13 protein-coding genes are annotated in these 15,117 nt (G+C 68.5%); 7 read left to right on the forward strand and 6 right to left on the reverse strand.

Features of this window, described 5'->3' with window-relative positions:
• The first annotated feature begins 12 nt into the window (after window positions 1-12).
• On the forward strand, window positions 13-654 hold the full coding sequence (gene grpE / locus ASG59_RS14440; RefSeq protein ID WP_056409557.1) for a nucleotide exchange factor GrpE: 642 nt from the start codon (window positions 13-15) through the stop codon (window positions 652-654).
• Window positions 655-720: 66 nt separating this feature from the next.
• On the opposite strand, the gene ASG59_RS14445 is transcribed toward grpE, so the two are convergent.
• From ASG59_RS14445 to ASG59_RS14470, 6 genes are all read right to left on the reverse strand, one after another.
• Entirely contained in the window at window positions 721-1,680 is a 960-nt protein-coding gene (locus ASG59_RS14445; protein WP_055880682.1) for a hypothetical protein, read from the reverse strand.
• Between the two features lie 114 nt (window positions 1,681-1,794).
• Window positions 1,795-2,490: an alpha-ketoglutarate-dependent dioxygenase AlkB gene (locus ASG59_RS14450; RefSeq protein WP_055880685.1), complete on the reverse strand. Its 696-nt coding sequence runs from the start codon at window positions 2,488-2,490 to the stop codon at window positions 1,795-1,797.
• 8 nt (window positions 2,491-2,498) lie between these two features.
• Complete coding sequence (locus ASG59_RS14455) at window positions 2,499-3,137, reverse strand: 2,3-bisphosphoglycerate-dependent phosphoglycerate mutase (RefSeq protein ID WP_055880687.1); 639 nt, start codon at window positions 3,135-3,137, stop codon at window positions 2,499-2,501.
• Window positions 3,138-3,254: 117 nt separating this feature from the next.
• Window positions 3,255-4,052: a 4-hydroxy-tetrahydrodipicolinate reductase gene (gene dapB, locus ASG59_RS14460; protein ID WP_056409560.1), complete on the reverse strand. Its 798-nt coding sequence runs from the start codon at window positions 4,050-4,052 to the stop codon at window positions 3,255-3,257.
• Window positions 4,053-5,190: 1,138 nt separating this feature from the next.
• A complete protein-coding gene (locus tag ASG59_RS14465; protein WP_056409561.1) occupies window positions 5,191-5,877 on the reverse strand; it encodes a MarC family protein in 687 nt (228 codons plus the stop codon).
• Between the two features lie 4 nt (window positions 5,878-5,881).
• A complete protein-coding gene (locus ASG59_RS14470) occupies window positions 5,882-6,616 on the reverse strand; it encodes a class I SAM-dependent methyltransferase (RefSeq protein ID WP_055880701.1) in 735 nt (244 codons plus the stop codon).
• A gap of 150 nt (window positions 6,617-6,766) precedes the next feature.
• On the opposite strand from ASG59_RS14470, the gene gloB reads away from it, so the two are divergent.
• The 6 genes from gloB to ASG59_RS14500 all read left to right on the forward strand — a co-directional run bounded on the left by gloB (window position 6,767) and on the right by ASG59_RS14500 (window position 15,070).
• Window positions 6,767-7,546, forward strand: a complete 780-nt coding sequence (gloB, locus tag ASG59_RS14475) for a hydroxyacylglutathione hydrolase (protein WP_056409564.1) — start codon at window positions 6,767-6,769, stop codon at window positions 7,544-7,546.
• A gap of 275 nt (window positions 7,547-7,821) precedes the next feature.
• A complete protein-coding gene (locus tag ASG59_RS14480; protein ID WP_338011763.1) occupies window positions 7,822-8,442 on the forward strand; it encodes a TetR family transcriptional regulator in 621 nt (206 codons plus the stop codon).
• A 309-nt stretch (window positions 8,443-8,751) separates the two neighbouring features.
• Complete coding sequence (gene mdh / locus ASG59_RS14485) at window positions 8,752-9,714, forward strand: malate dehydrogenase (protein WP_056409566.1); 963 nt, start codon at window positions 8,752-8,754, stop codon at window positions 9,712-9,714.
• Window positions 9,715-9,833: 119 nt separating this feature from the next.
• Window positions 9,834-11,030 carry an ADP-forming succinate--CoA ligase subunit beta gene (sucC, locus tag ASG59_RS14490; RefSeq protein ID WP_055880707.1) on the forward strand — a complete coding sequence of 399 codons (1,197 nt, stop codon included), beginning with the start codon at window positions 9,834-9,836 and terminating at the stop codon, window positions 11,028-11,030.
• An 8-nt stretch (window positions 11,031-11,038) separates the two neighbouring features.
• Complete coding sequence (sucD, locus tag ASG59_RS14495; RefSeq protein WP_055880710.1) at window positions 11,039-11,923, forward strand: succinate--CoA ligase subunit alpha; 885 nt, start codon at window positions 11,039-11,041, stop codon at window positions 11,921-11,923.
• Between the two features lie 153 nt (window positions 11,924-12,076).
• Window positions 12,077-15,070 (forward strand): 2-oxoglutarate dehydrogenase E1 component, encoded by a 2,994-nt coding sequence (locus tag ASG59_RS14500; RefSeq protein ID WP_055880712.1) that lies wholly within the window; start codon window positions 12,077-12,079, stop codon window positions 15,068-15,070.
• The last annotated feature ends 47 nt before the right edge of the window (window positions 15,071-15,117 follow it).

Genomic DNA, 15,117 nt, shown 5'->3' on the forward strand with positions numbered 1-15,117 from the left:
CGACGACAACCGATGATGGCCACCGACATGGAGCACGAGGACCGGCGCGAGGCGAGCGAGGCCTCGCAGGCAGCCCACGAGTCCGCCCCCGGCGAGGCGCAGGCCGCCGAATCCGATTCCGCCAACGGCGACGTCAAGCACGCCGAAGCCCTGGCGACGCTGATGGCCGAGCGCGACGAGTTCAAGGACCGGACCCTGCGCACCCTGGCGGAGATGGAGAACCTGCGCCGCCGCACCGAGCGCGAGGTCGCCGACGCGCGCACCTACGCGGTCACCAACTTCGCCCGCGACCTGCTCACCGCCGCCGACAACATCCGCCGCGCCATCGAGAGCGTGCCGGCGGACGCCCGCGAGACCGCCGACGGCGCCTTCAAGGCGCTGCTCGACGGCATCGAGCTCACCGAGCGCGACCTCGCCAAGACCTTCGAGCGCCACGGCGTCAAGCTCCTGGAGCCCAAGGGCCAGAAGTTCGATCCCAACCGCCACCAGGCGATGTTCGAGGTGCCCGATGCCGAGGTGCCGAGCGGCACCGTGGTGCAGGTGATGCAGGCCGGCTACGTGCTCGGCGACAGGGTGCTGCGCCCGGCCCTCGTCGGCGTCGCCAAGGGCGGCCCGAAGGCCGCGGCCGGCCCGGCGGCCGACGACGCGGCCTGAGCGACGACGTCCAGTGCCTCGGATCGGAACATGGCGTCCGGTCCGAGACCCTCGAGCGAGGTCTCGCTACTTGAGCTGGATGCTGTCGACGACATCGCGGAACCGCGACAGGGTGGCGTCGCGCTGTTCGGCGCGGACCACCCCGACGGCGCGCAGGTATCCGTCGGGCGCGAACCGGATGGTCTGCGAGATCACCACCGGGATGTCGGTGGGCAGGTCCTTGGCGCGGGCCACCATCTCGTGCCAGTCGACCCCGTTCTGGCGGTAGCTCTGCGACCGCTCGATCACGAAGTCCTTCATGGTCTGGTTGGAATAGAGGGCGGCCCTGGCGAAGGCCTCGCGCTGGTCGGCGGCGGGGGGCTGCTGCACCGCCTGGGCCAGGACCAGGATCGGCTGGTCGAGGTTGCTGACCTCGTCGTTGGCGCCGTAGGTCATCAGCATCGAGTTGCCGGCCAGCACCCGGACCGGGCGGAAGCCCGCGGCGGTGCCGACCTTGAAGGGCAGGGCCGCCACCTGCTCCTGAAGGGTGAGCGCGGGGCGGATGTGCACGCCCGTGAGCATGCCGCGCATGGTCTCCTCGGTCTCCGCCCCGGGCACGCTCTGGGCGATGATGATGCCGGTGACCGTGGGATCGCCCACGAGGAGCAGCCATTTCTTGATCGGGGGCGCGCCCGCCGGCTCGGCCACCGGCTGCTCGCCGGTGAACAGCACCGCGTCGACCTCGCCGGCGACCTTGATCGCCTCGCGGCTCGAGACGACGAAGCCCTGCGACTTCAGGTTCTCGTCGGTGAAACTCTTCTCGAGGTCGACGTAGGCGCTGGGCGGCAGCTCCACCACCGAGAGCGTGGCGCCGCCCTCCAGGCGCTCGAACCCGGAGAAGCGCTTGGAGGGGGCCATGTCGGAGGGCGGCGTGAACCCGAAGCGGGAGCTGGGCGGATAGACCACGTCGGCCGCGAGGGCAGCCGCGGTGAGGCCGAGGCTCAGCACCAGCGCCGCACAGGGGCGCAGACAATCACGCAGACGCATCGGGTCCTGGTCTCCGGGCACTGTGGGCGGTCTTGGGACAGCCGGCTTGGGGCAGTCGGGCCGCCCCGAGCCGTGTCTCGATCCCCGATGAGGTCGGCCCACATCCCTCCCCTGTCAAGCGTGGCCGGATCTCATGGGCACCCGCACCCGCCGCAACGTGAGATTACAGCGCCCCCCGGCCGGCAGGCGATCGGCCATGACCGCCGGAATCGTCGCGTCCCCCGCTTCGCCCAGAAGATCGGGCACGGCCGGCAGCAGCCGGTCGACGCCGTGGTGGATCAGGCGGGAGACCCCGCCGATCACCAGGGCGTCGCCCGAGCGGAGCCGGACGGACCGGGTCGGGTCGCCGCGCCGCAGCCCGCCGTAGCGGAACAGCGCGGTGGCCCCCAGGGACAGGGAGACGACCGGGGCATCCAGCGCCTCTTCGTCGCGGTCCTGGTGCAGGCCCATGCGCGCGGCCGGGCCGTAGAGGTTGACGAGGCAGGCCTCCGGCTCGGCATGGTAGCCCGACAGGTCGGCCCAGGCGCGCAGCGCCAGCGAGGGCATCGCCGGCCAGGGCCGGCCGGTCTCGGGGTGATGCGCCTGGTAGCGGTAGCCGACCTCGTCCGAGACCCAGCCGAGGGCGCCGCAGTTGGTCATCCGCACCGAGAACGGCCGGCCGGTGCGCGGCATCCGCGGCGTGTAGGGTGGGGCCTCGTCCATCGCCCGCGCCAGCTCCGTCCAGAGCCGGTCGCGCGCCGCCGCGTCGAGGTAGCCCGGATGGTGCACGAGCCCCGGGGCCAGCACCACGCCGGGCGAGGCGGCGGCCATCGACCGGATCAGTGGTCCTGGTCGATGTCGCGCTCCAGCACCGACTTGCTCTCCACCGTGGTGTCGGACTTGAGGTGGTAGACGAGCGGGATGCCGGTGGCGATCTCGAGGCTGGCGATGGTCTTGGTGGTCATGCCGTCGAGGACCATCACCAGGGCGCGCAGGGAGTTGCCGTGGGCGGCCACCAGCACGCGCTCGCCGTTCATGACGCGGGGCAGGATGAACTGGATGTAGTAGGGCAGCACCCGGGCGGCGGTGTCCTTCAGGCTCTCGCCGCCGGGGGGCGGCACGTCGTAGGAGCGGCGCCACTGGCGCACCTGCTCGTCGCCCCAGCGCTCGCGGGCGTCGTCCTTGTTGAGGCCCGACAGGTCGCCGTAGTCGCGCTCGTTGAGGGCTTCGGCACGGTGGGTCTCGAGACCGCCCTGCCCCATCTCCTCCAGCATCAGCGAGCAGGTGTCCTGGGCCCGGCGCAGGTTGGAGGTGAAGGCGACGTCGAAGGCGAAACCCTGGCCCTTGAGCCAGCGACCGGCGGTGCGGGCCTCGGCGATGCCGAGCTCGGTCAGTTCGGGGTCGCGCCAGCCGGTGAACAGCTTCTTGAGGTTCCACTCGCTCTGGCCGTGGCGAGCGAGGACGAGCAGACGCTCCATGGGGCAACGATCCCTTCGGTCGTGGATGGTGCGGTGCACAAACGTGCGCCGCCACGGCTGATGCCTGCCCGAGCCTGAACGCGCGATGACGCGGGCGCCGTTTGCCGAGCGCGTCTATCAGAGCCCGAGCACGTCGGCCATGCCGTAGAGGCCCGGCGGCCGGGCGAAGGCCCATCGCGCTGCGCGCACCGCGCCGCGGGCGAAGATGGCGCGGTCCTCGGCGTGGTGGGAGAGCGTGATGCGCTCGCCGGGGCCGGCGAAGACCACGCTGTGGTCGCCGACCACGCTGCCGCCGCGCAGGGTGGCGAACCCGATGTCGCCGGGTCGGCGCGCGCCGGTGTGGCCGTCGCGGGTCGAGACGCGCACATCGGGCAGGGCGACGCCGCGCCCGTCCGCCGCCGCCTCGCCCAGGAGCAGGGCGGTGCCCGAGGGCGCATCGACCTTCATGCGGTGATGCATCTCGACGATCTCGATGTCGAAGTCCTCGCCGAGGGCCGCGGCGACCTTGCGTACCAGCCCGGCCACGAGGTTGACCCCGAGGGACATGTTGCCCGAGCGCACGATCCTGGCGTGATGGGCCGCGGCCGCCAGCCTGGCGAGGTGGGCCTCGTCCATCCCGGTGGTGCCGACCACGTGGACGATCCGCGCCTGGGCGGCGAGTTCGGCAAAGACGATGGTGGCCGCCGGCACGGTGAAATCGAGCACGCCCTCGGCGGCGGCGAAGACCGGCAGCGGATCGTCGGTGACGGGCACGCCCAAAGCCCCGATGCCGGCCAGCGTCCCGGCATCCTGGCCCAGCGCGGGCGAGCCCTCGCGCTCGATCGCCCCCGACAGCGTGCAGCCCTCGGCCTCGGCCACCGCGCGGATCAGCATCCGCCCCATGCGCCCGTCGGCGCCCACCACCACGAGCCGCATGCTGTCCTCCGACCGTTCCGGCTGGCGGTACAGCCTGGGGCCGGCTCTGCCAAGACGCGTGCTCGGCGCGTGTCCCTCTCGATTCGATGTCCGCTCTCGAACTGCGTGCTACTTGCGGGGTGGAAGGAACGGCGTATCGTTCCGCTTATGACGATTGCGGCCCATGACTTGTTGCGAAACTGAAGAGCCGCGGACGAATCTTGGAAATTTATTATCCCGAATCTGACGCTTGTGGCCCAAGCCTTAGGTCCGCCACGGGTGGAAAGTGTAAATTCGTAGTAATTTAACGGGATAAAATCTCGCCTTAATTATTTTGATCAAAAATAATAATGACTTCATTTTCACGGTGAATTAATATGCTTGAAAATATGCCGATTTCAAATAAATATGAATTTCAGGCCGTCGCTCCTACATTTTTAACTGCTTTATTGTTGTATGTCGTAGTTATTGAGGGTGGATCATACCACTTGATAACGAGCTTTATGAACATGCTCGTATTAACTGCTGGGGTCTCGTCTTTTGCGATCACGTTTTATCACACGCGGAACGGTAACTTCATGTGGCAGAGAAAAAATTGGAAATTTCGTAATACATTTCTGCAAATTATTTTTGGTTTGTTGTTTACAATTTTATTTTTAATCATCATTATATTTTTGATATTGTCATCGATTGTACTTTGGATAAAACCTTACCCATACAATAGTAGCGCTACACAAGGTCTTACTGCGCTTCTGGGAATGACGTTTATTTTTGGTTCGATTTCTGCGAAATATTTTGGCAACGTGCTCCGGCGGGTATAATCTCTCTTACAAGTCCATCATTATTTCTGTTGAGGATCAAATTTCAGTGATTACTTCCGGTCAAGGACGGACGGTACCAAGAGTTAAATTTCGTCGACTCGACGAGGTGGTACTCCTGAGCGACGTCCCTCCGACGACGGCGCCGTCCTGACGGCGGGTACGGACGGGACGATCGTCGCCGTCGTCCGCGAGAGTATCATCGAGTTCTCCGAGCCTCCGGGAACGCTCGCGACGGTCATAACGGACGAACTCACGCGTGCGGGTGCCGCCGGAGCGTGAAGGCGCCGACAGGCGATCAGCTTACGCATTTCCTGCTGAGCCACGACAGGTGATTCACCTCACGACTTGCGCCCCGCCAGCAGCGGCCCGAGCACGTCGACGACGCCGTTGAGGAAGATCTGGGTGCCGACGCACAGGAGCAGGAAGGCCGAGAGCCGGCCGAGCACCCGCGCCCGGCCCGGGCCGATCAGCGAGACGACCCGGTCGGCCGAGCCGTAGGCGATGCGTACCATCGCCGCGATGACGAGGGCGGCGAGCGACACGCCCACGAAGAAGCCGACGGATTCCGGCCCGGCCGGCGGTCGGTTCGAGCCCAGCGCGATCGCCACCGCGATGGTGCCGGGGCCGGTGGTGAAGGGCAGGGTGAGGGGGAAGAAGGCGATCTCGGCGAGGTTGCCGGCCGGCTCCTGCGCCTCGGCGTGCTTGCGCGCCTCGCGGGCCTCGGGTGCGCGCAGCAGCGTCCACGCCGAGGCGCCGACCACGAGGCCGCCGGCGATCCGCAGGGCCGCCAGCGAGACGCCGAAGAAGTTGAGGATCGGCGCCCCGGCCCAGAGCGCAGCCAGCATGATCAGCGCCGCGTAGAAGCCGATCCGCCGGGCGAGCTCGAGGCGCTCGGCATGGCTGTTCTGCGCCGTCACCTGCGCGAAGATGAGGGCGGCCCCCACCGGGTTGACGATGGAGAACAGGGTCGAGAGCGCCAGGAGGAAGCTCGCGACCCCGGCTTCCAGGCTGATGGCGTCGGTCATCGCGTCAGCCCGGTGAGGGAGCGGGGACCAGGACCCGGGCGGGCGCGCGCAGGGTGCTGCGCCGGACCTGATGCACGGGAATCGGACGATACAGCTGCTTGGTCGCGTCGACCACGTGCAGCCCGGCGAAGGGCAGCGACAGGCCGGTGCCGAACCGCTCCCAGGCCCCGGCGGTGCGCAGCCACAGGCGGCTCTCCACCGGTGGCATGTACAGGGTCTCGGCCCAGCCCTCCGGCGAGAACAGGGTGCTGCGCATCAGCCGGCCGAGCTGCGAGCGGCTGTAGGGCTGGCCGTGGCCGAACGGCGTCGCCTCGCGCCGGGCCCAGACGCCACGGCGGTTGGGCACGACGAGGATCATGCGCCCCCCCGGCGTCAATACCCGCCAGACCTCCTGCAGCAGTTCGGTGGGGCTCTCCACCGATTCGAGGGCATGGACCAGGATGACGCGGTCCACCGCCGCCTCCGGCAGGGGCATCATCGTCAGGTCGGCGAGCGCCGAGGCCGAGCGGCCGCTGCCGGGCCAGTTCACCACGCCCTGCGTGGCGGGCATGAAGGCCAGCGTGCGCTCGGCGATGCAATGCACGGTGGTGAGGTAGGGGGTCGCGTAGCCGAGCCCGAGCACCCTCAGGCCGGAGACGGAGCCGAGGAAGCCGTGGACCGCGCGGCCGACGATGCGGTGGGTCACGCTGCCGAGCGGCGTGGCGTAGAAGGCGCGCAGATCGGTGACGTCGAGACGCATGGCGTTGCGGTTCCGGCCCGTCCGGGCCGTGGAAGCCCGACGAGGGCCATCAATGGGGATCGCGGGCGCGCCCGGCAACCCGCGCCGCGCACGGAACCGCCTGCTCTACCTCATGTTCTTCGACCGCCGAACGATGGAGTGAACCCCGCCATGACCGACCCTCGCCCCGAGATCCGCACCTTCCTCTGCCGCAGCGACAACATCGGCGTGCTCCTGCGCGATCCCGCCACCGGGGCCTGCGCCGCCATCGATGTGCCCGAGGCCGCCGCGGTGCTGGCCGCCCTCGACGAGACCGGCTGGACGCTGACCGACATCCTGGTCACCCACCGCCACGGCGACCACGTCGAGGGCATCCCCGAGGTCAAGCGGCGCACCGGCGCCAAGGTCACGGCGCCGCTCAAGGCGGGTGGCGCGGTGCCTGAGGTCGACCGGACCGTGAAGGAGGGCGACGTCGTGCGGATCGGCGAGCTCGCCGCCGAGGTCTGGGAGACGCCGGGCCATTGCGACGACCACGTCTCCTACGTGTTCGGGCAGGCTGGGGTCGCCTTCGCCGGCGACACCCTGTTCACCCTGGGCTGCGGCCGCATTCTCGAAGGGCCGCCGGAGGTGCTGTGGCACTCCCTGAGCCGGTTCCTGGCCCTGCCCGACGCGACGCAGGTCTACAGCGGCCACGACTACGTGCTGGCCAACGCCCGCTTCGCGCTGGCCGCCGAGCCCGACAATGCCGCGCTCACCGCGCGCATGGCCGAGGCCGAGGCGGCGGCCGGCGAAGGCCGGTTCCTGATCCCGACCACCATCGGGATGGAGCGCGCCACCAACCCGTTCCTGCGATCCGACCAGGCGACCCTCGCCAAAGCCGTGAATCTTTCCGCGCAGGCGGCACCGGTGGAGGTTTTCACCGCCCTGCGGGCCTGGAAGAACCGGTTCTGACAGGCTATGCGACTGACTCAGGGCTGCCGGGCGCGGATACACGGTCTGCGTGCCGGCCGCCTTTCGAAGAGGACATGGTGCCGATGCGGGCGCGCGCCCACCGGAACGCGGCGGCCCGCGGACGGGATGCCTTCACCAAGCGATCCGCGACGCCCGTCGCCGTGGTCGCGGCGGTGCCGCAGGGGCCGGTTCAAGAGCCGGCCGTCGTGGGCGAGCCCGTCCCCGCCCCGGCCGAGTCGGCACCGGAGGCGTCCGTCACCCCTGCGGTCCGACCGCTGCGGGTCGCCCTCCGGTCGCGCCCGGCCACGGTCTCGGCCGACGTGCGCCTGCTCGCCATCGCCTCGGACCATCTCGCCCGGCTGGGCCCCAAGCGCGTCACCGTCGTTGCGGTGGCCGCCGAGGCCGGCATGACCCACGCCAACGTCTATCGCTACTTTCCCTCGAAGGACGCTCTCCTCGACGCCGTGGTCGGGCGCTGGCTGCGCGACGTCGAGGCCGAGCTCGCCCGGATCGCCGACGCGCCGGACCCCGCCGACGACAAGATCGAGCGGCTGCTCACCGCCCTGGCCGCGGCCCAGCGCGAGACCCTGTCGCAGGCGCCCCATCTCTTCGCGGTCCACCTCGATGCCGCGGTGGCGGCACGGCCGATCGCCCGCCGGCACCGGGTCCGCCTGCGCAACCTGGTCGAGCGGGTGGTCGAGGAAGGCATCGGCGCCGGGGCCTTCGTCGCCCGCGACCGCGAGCGGGCCATCGCCTACATCTTCGATGCGAGCTACCGCTTTACCCACCCCCTCGCGATCCAGAACGACGCCGACCTGCCGCGCGACCTCGTCGATCTGCGCTTCGGCGTGGTGATCCAGGCGATTCAGCGCAGCCTGCGTTCCGGCCAGCTCTGACCTCCGGCCCGCTGCTGCCGAAGTGACAGATCCGACCCGCTGTCACGACTGCTTCGCCGCCGAAGCGATGTCGCCGTCCTCGCCCTAAGAGACTGGGAAGCCTCGCGTTCTTTGGGGCATCGAAAACCCTGCCGGGCGCCGGCTGGCCCGAACCCTGCTTTCCCTCGCCTCCCGTCGGCTTGAAGCGGCGCGCCTTTTCCGCCACACCCCGGCGCAACGAGAGCGGGCGGGAAGCCCGGTCCGCGGTTCGACGACCGACGGCTCGGCATCGCAACCGTGGGCAGCCATCACCATCGGAGGTCGTTTTTCATGGCACGCAGCAAGATCGCGCTCATCGGCGCCGGGCAGATCGGCGGAACCCTCGCGCATCTGGCGGGCCTGAAGGAACTCGGCGACGTCGTCCTGTTCGACATCGCCGACGGCGTGCCCCAGGGCAAAGGCCTCGACATCGCCGAATCGGCTCCCGTCGACGGCTTCGACGCCCATTACTCCGGCGCCAGCGATTACGCCGCGATCAGCGGCGCCGACGTGGTGATCGTCACCGCCGGCGTGCCGAGGAAGCCCGGCATGAGCCGCGACGACCTCATCGGCATCAACCTCAAGGTGATGGAGGCCGTCGGCACCGGCATCAAGAACCACGCGCCGGACGCCTTCGTGATCTGCATCACCAACCCGCTCGATGCCATGGTCTGGGCGCTGCAGAAGTTCTCGGGCTTGTCCACGAACAAGGTCGTCGGCATGGCCGGCGTCCTCGATTCCGCCCGCTTCCGCCACTTCCTCGCGGACGAGTTCAAGGTCTCGGTGGAGGACGTCACCGCCTTCGTGCTCGGCGGCCACGGCGATGACATGGTGCCGCTGGTGCGCTACTCCACCGTGGCCGGCGTGCCGCTGCCCGACCTGGTCAAGCTCGGCTGGACCACACAGGAAAAGCTCGACGCCATGGTCGAGCGCACCCGTAAAGGGGGCGGCGAGATCGTCAACCTGCTCAAGACCGGCTCGGCCTTCTACGCCCCGGCGGCGTCGGCCATCGCCATGGCCGAGAGCTACCTGCGCGACAAGCGCCGGGTGCTGCCCTGCGCCGCCCATCTCTCCGGCGAATACGGCATCGACGGCATGTACGTCGGCGTGCCGATCGTCATCGGCGCAAACGGCGTCGAGCGCATCCTCGAGGTGGAGTTCACGCCCGACGAGAAGGCGATGTTCGACAAGTCGGTGGGCGCGGTAAAGACGCTGCTCGAGGCGTGCAAGGGCATCAATCCGGCATTGGCGTGACAATGGGCGAATAGCGAATAGTGAGTGGCGAATAGCAGGTTTCAGGCTCGCCGATCCGCTTCCTCGATGACTATTCCCTATTCGCTACTCCCTATTCGCCCCATCCAAAAGAGGTTGCGATGAACATCCACGAATACCAGGCCAAGGCGGTGCTCAAGGAATTCGGCCTGCCGGTCTCGCGCGGCGTTCCGATCTTCAAGGCCGAGGAGGCCGAGGCCGCCGCCAGGGAACTGGGCGGCCCGGTCTGGGTGGTGAAGTCGCAGATCCATGCGGGCGGGCGCGGCAAGGGCACGTTCAAGGGCGCGCCGGCCGGGGCCAAGGGCGGCGTGCGCGTCACCAAGTCCATCGACGAGGTCAAGCAGTTTGCCGGCGAAATGCTCGGCGAGACCCTGGTGACGATCCAGACCGGCGAGGCCGGCAAGCAGGTCAACCGCCTCTACATCGAGGAGGGCGCCCAGATCGAGGCGGAGTTCTACCTCTCGATGCTGGTGGACCGCGAGACCGGCAAGGTCGCCTTCGTGGTCTCCACCGAGGGCGGCATGGACATCGAGACGGTGGCCCACGAGACGCCGGAGAAGATCGTCACCTTCTCGGTCGATCCGGCCACCGGCGTGATGCCCCACCACGGTCGCCTCGTCGCCAAGACCCTCGGGCTCACCGGCCCGCAGGCCAAGGAAGCGGGCGATCTCGTCACCAGGCTCTATACGGCGTTCACCGCCAAGGACATGAGCATGCTCGAGATCAACCCGCTGGTGCTCACCGGCGACGGTCATCTCAAATGCCTGGACGCCAAGATCTCGTTCGACTCCAACGCCCTCTACCGCCACCCCGACATCGTGGCCCTGCGCGACGAAACCGAGGAGGACGCCAAGGAGATCGAGGCCTCGAAATACGACCTCGCCTACATCGCCCTCGACGGCACCATCGGCTGCATGGTCAACGGCGCGGGCCTCGCCATGGCGACCCTCGACATCATCAAGCTCTACGGCGAGGAGCCGGCCAACTTCCTCGACGTCGGCGGCGGCGCGAGCGAGGAGAAGGTCACCGCGGCCTTCAAGATCATCACCGCCGACCCGCAGGTGAAGGGCATCCTCGTCAACATCTTCGGCGGGATCATGAAGTGCGACGTCATCGCCCGCGGCGTCATCGCTGCGGTGAAGGCGGTGGGCCTGCAGGTGCCGCTGGTGGTGCGCCTGGAGGGCACCAACGTCGAGCAGGGCAAGGACATCATCCGCAACTCGGGGCTGAACGTGATCTCGGCCGACGACCTCGACGACGCCGCCCAGAAGATCGTCGCCGCCGTGAAGAAGGGCTGAGAGTACCCATGTCCATCCTGATCGACGCGAACACCAAGGTCATCTGCCAGGGCTTCACCGGCAAGAACGGGACCTTCCATTCCGAGCAGGCCATCGCCTACGGCACCAAGATGGTCGGCGGCACCTCGCCTGGCAAAGGCGGTTCCAAGCACCTCAACCTGCCGGTCTTCGACACGGTGGCCGAGGCCCGCGAGGCTACGGGTGCGGATGCCTCCGTCGTCTACGTGCCGCCGCCGGGCGCGGCCGACGCCATCTGCGAGGCGATCCAGGCCGAGATCCCGCTGATCGTCTGCATCACGGAGGGCATCCCGGTGCTCGACATGGTGCGGGTCAAGCGCGCGCTGGAAGGCTCGAAGTCTCGCCTCGTCGGGCCGAACTGTCCCGGCATCGTCACGGCGGGCGAGTGCAAGATCGGCATCATGCCGGCTAACATCTTCAAGCGCGGCTCGGTGGGCATCGTCTCGCGCTCGGGCACCCTGACCTACGAGGCCGTGTTCCAGACCTCGAACGCGGGGCTCGGCCAGACCACGGCGGTGGGTATCGGCGGCGATCCGGTCAAGGGCACCGAGTTCATCGCCATGCTCGAACTGTTCCTTGCCGACGACAGGACCGAATCGATCGTGATGATCGGCGAGATCGGCGGCTCGGCCGAGGAGGAAGCGGCGCAGTTCCTCGCCGACGAGGCCAAGCGCGGCCGCAAGAAACCGATGGTCGGCTTCATCGCGGGGCGCACCGCGCCTCCGGGCCGGCGCATGGGGCACGCCGGCGCCATCATCTCCGGCGGCAAGGGCGGCGCCGAGGACAAGATCGCCGCCATGGAAGCGGCCGGCATCCGGGTCTCGCCCTCGCCGGCCCGCCTCGGTTCGACCCTCGTCGAGGTGCTGAAGGGTTGAGGCCGCGTTTGCGGTGCGGTGCATTCCGGTGCGCCGCACCTATATGAAGATGGCGATGCTGGGTTGAGCCCTGCATCGATCGACAACCCGGGTCGGGGCCGACCCGGACGAGGGCCCGAGGGGCGGGCTCTCCAGCGGCAGGATGAACGACCGATGGCACGGATGGACGCGAACGACACGGCGCTCGGGACTTCCTTCCTCACCGGCGGCAACGCCGCCTACATCGAGGCCCTGCAGGCGGACTATTTCCGCGATCCGGCCTCGGTGGATCCGGCCTGGGCCGCGTTCTTCAAGTCGCTGGGCGACGACAGGGCGCTGGCCGAGAAGAACGCCGCCGGCGCATCCTGGGAGAAGCCGCACTGGCCGGTGCAGGCCAACGGCGAGATCGTCTCGGCGCTGGACGGCAACTGGGCCACGGTCGAGAAGGCGATCGGCGACAAGATCCGCGCCAAATCCGACACGGCGAAGGTGGAGCCCAAGGCCGCCAACGGGGCCGCGGCCCCGGCCGCCAGCGCCGCCTCCATCGAGCAGGCGACCAAGGATTCCGTGCGCGCGATCATGCTGATCCGCGCCTACCGCATGCGTGGCCATCTCCACGCCAAGCTCGACCCCCTCGGCCTCGCCCAGCGCGGCGACCAGGCCGAGCTGCACCCCCAGCACTACGGTTTCGAGGAGGCGGATTGGGACCGCCCGATCTTCCTCGACAACGTGCTCGGCCTCGAATACGCGACCATCCGCGAGATCGTCGAGATCCTGGAGCGGACCTACTGCCAGACGCTCGGCGTCGAGTTCATGCACATCTCCGATCCCACCGAGAAGGCGTGGATCCAGGAGCGCATCGAGGGCCGGGGCAAGGAGATCTCGTTCACGCCCGAGGGCAAGCGCGCGATCCTCAACAAGCTGATCGAGGCCGAGGGCTTCGAGAAGTTCCTGGACCTCAAGTACACCGGCACCAAGCGCTTCGGCCTCGACGGCTCGGAATCGATGATCCCGGCCCTGGAGCAGATCATCAAGCGCGGCGGCGCGCTCGGCGTGAAGGAGATCGTCCTCGGCATGGCCCACCGCGGCCGGCTGAACGTGCTCACCAACGTGATGGCCAAGCCCTTCCGGGCGGTGTTCAACGAGTTCAAGGGCGGCTCGGCGAACCCGGCCGAGGTCGAGGGCTCGGGCGACGTGAAGTATCACCTCGGTGCCTCGTCCGACCGCACCTTCGACGACAACAACGTCCACCTCTCGCTCACCGCCAACCCGTCCCACCTCGAGATCGTCGATCCGGTGGTGCTGGGGAAGGTGCGCGCCAAGCAGGACCAGCGCGCCAAGCCGAACGTGCAGCGCACCAGCGTGATGCCGCTCCTCATCCACGGCGACGCCGCCTTCGCGGGCCAGGGCGTGGTGGCCGAGTGCCTCGGCCTGTCGGGCCTCAAGGGCCACCGCACCGGCGGCTCGATCCACTTCATCATCAACAACCAGATCGGCTTCACCACCGACCCGCGGTTCTCGCGCTCCTCGCCGTATCCGTCGGACGTCGCCAAGATGGTGGAGGCGCCGATCTTCCACTGCAACGGCGACGACCCCGAGGCGGTGACTTTCGCCGCCAAGATCGCCACCGAGTACCGCCAGAAGTTCGGCAAGCCGGTGGTCATCGACATGCTGTGCTACCGGCGCTTCGGCCACAACGAGGGCGACGAGCCGGCCTTCACCCAGCCCAAGATGTACCAGCGCATCCGCAAGCATCCGACCGCGCTGGAGACCTACGGCAAGCGTCTCGTCGCCGACGGCGTGATCACCGAGGAGCAGCTGGCCGAGCGCAAGGCGGCGTTCCGTGCCATCCTCGACGGCGAGCTCGAGGTCGCTGGCAACTACAAGGCCAACAAGGCCGATTGGCTCGACGGCCGCTGGTCCGGCTTCAAGGCGGTGCGCGAGGACGTGGACGATCCCCGCCGGGGCAAGACCAGCGTGCCGGCCGAGACGCTGCGCGAGATCGCCCAGCGCATCACCACGCCGCCGCCGGGCTTCCACCTCCACCGCACCATCCAGCGGTTCTTCGACAACCGCGCCAAGGCGGTGGAGACCGGCAAGGGGATCGACTGGGCCACCGCCGAGGCGCTGGCCTTCGGCTCGATGCTGATCGAGGGCCACCGCGTCCGCCTCTCGGGGCAGGACGTCGAGCGCGGCACCTTCTCGCAGCGCCACGCCGTGGTGATCGACCAGGAAAACGAGCAGCGCTACACCTCGCTGAACTCGATCCGCGAGGGCCAGGCCAGCCTCGAGGTCATCAACTCGATGCTCTCCGAGGAGGCGGTGCTCGGGTTCGAGTACGGCTACTCCCTGGCCGAGCCCAACGCCCTGGTGCTGTGGGAGGCGCAGTTCGGCGATTTCGCCAACGGCGCGCAGGTGGTGATCGACCAGTTCATCTCGAGCGGCGAGCGCAAGTGGCTGCGCATGTCGGGCCTGACCCTGCTGCTGCCGCACGGCTACGAGGGCCAGGGGCCGGAGCATTCCTCCGCCCGCCTGGAGCGCTTCCTGCAGATGTGCGCCGAGGACAACATGCAGGTCGCCAACGTGACCACGCCCTCGAACTACTTCCACATCCTGCGGCGCCAGCTCAACCGCGAGTTCCGCAAGCCGCTGGTGCTGATGACGCCCAAGTCCTTGCTGCGCCACAAGAAGGCGGTGTCGAACCTCGACATGCTGGCGGAGGGCTCGACCTTCCACCGCATCCTGTGGGACGATGCCCAGCACGAGCCGGACGGCATCAAGCTGGTGCGCGACGAGAAGATCCGCCGCGTCGTGCTGTGCTCGGGCAAGGTCTATTACGACCTGTTTGACGAGCGCGAGAAGCGCGGGCTCAGCGACGTCTACCTGATGCGCGTCGAGCAGCTCTACCCGTTCCCCCTGAAGGCGCTGGCCACGGAGATGGCCCGCTTCCGCAACGCCGAGGTGGTGTGGTGCCAGGAGGAACCCAAGAACATGGGTCCCTGGGCCTTCGTCGAGCCCTACCTCGAATGGGTGCTCGGCCAGGCCGGCGCCTCGGTGAAGCGCGCCCGCTACGTCGGCCGCCCGGCCTCGGCCTCCACCGCGGTGGGCCTGCTCTCCAAGCACCAGGCGCAGCTCGCGGCCTTCCTCAACGAGGCGCTGGCCGTCTGACGGCCGCGCCCTCTCCTTGTCAGGCCGCGCCCGCCGCGGCCCCAACC

Origin of the sequence: Methylobacterium sp. Leaf466 (assembly GCF_001425565.1) — a bacterium.
Lineage (GTDB): Bacteria > Pseudomonadota > Alphaproteobacteria > Rhizobiales > Beijerinckiaceae > Methylobacterium.

Coding starts and splice junctions, on each gene's coding strand:
- ASG59_RS14450 (WP_055880685.1), bottom strand. CDS start 2,490: ATGGCCGCCGCCTCGCCCGGCGTGGTGCTGGCCCCGGGGCTCGTGCAC.
- ASG59_RS14470 (WP_055880701.1), bottom strand. CDS start 6,616: ATGCGTCTCGACGTCACCGATCTGCGCGCCTTCTACGCCACGCCGCTC.
- mdh (WP_056409566.1), top strand. CDS start 8,752: ATGGCACGCAGCAAGATCGCGCTCATCGGCGCCGGGCAGATCGGCGGA.
- ASG59_RS14465 (WP_056409561.1), bottom strand. CDS start 5,877: ATGACCGACGCCATCAGCCTGGAAGCCGGGGTCGCGAGCTTCCTCCTG.
- ASG59_RS14500 (WP_055880712.1), top strand. CDS start 12,077: ATGGCACGGATGGACGCGAACGACACGGCGCTCGGGACTTCCTTCCTC.
- sucC (WP_055880707.1), top strand. CDS start 9,834: ATGAACATCCACGAATACCAGGCCAAGGCGGTGCTCAAGGAATTCGGC.
- ASG59_RS14445 (WP_055880682.1), bottom strand. CDS start 1,680: ATGCGTCTGCGTGATTGTCTGCGCCCCTGTGCGGCGCTGGTGCTGAGC.
- sucD (WP_055880710.1), top strand. CDS start 11,039: ATGTCCATCCTGATCGACGCGAACACCAAGGTCATCTGCCAGGGCTTC.
- gloB (WP_056409564.1), top strand. CDS start 6,767: ATGACCGACCCTCGCCCCGAGATCCGCACCTTCCTCTGCCGCAGCGAC.
- dapB (WP_056409560.1), bottom strand. CDS start 4,052: ATGCGGCTCGTGGTGGTGGGCGCCGACGGGCGCATGGGGCGGATGCTG.
- grpE (WP_056409557.1), top strand. CDS start 13: ATGATGGCCACCGACATGGAGCACGAGGACCGGCGCGAGGCGAGCGAG.
- ASG59_RS14455 (WP_055880687.1), bottom strand. CDS start 3,137: ATGGAGCGTCTGCTCGTCCTCGCTCGCCACGGCCAGAGCGAGTGGAAC.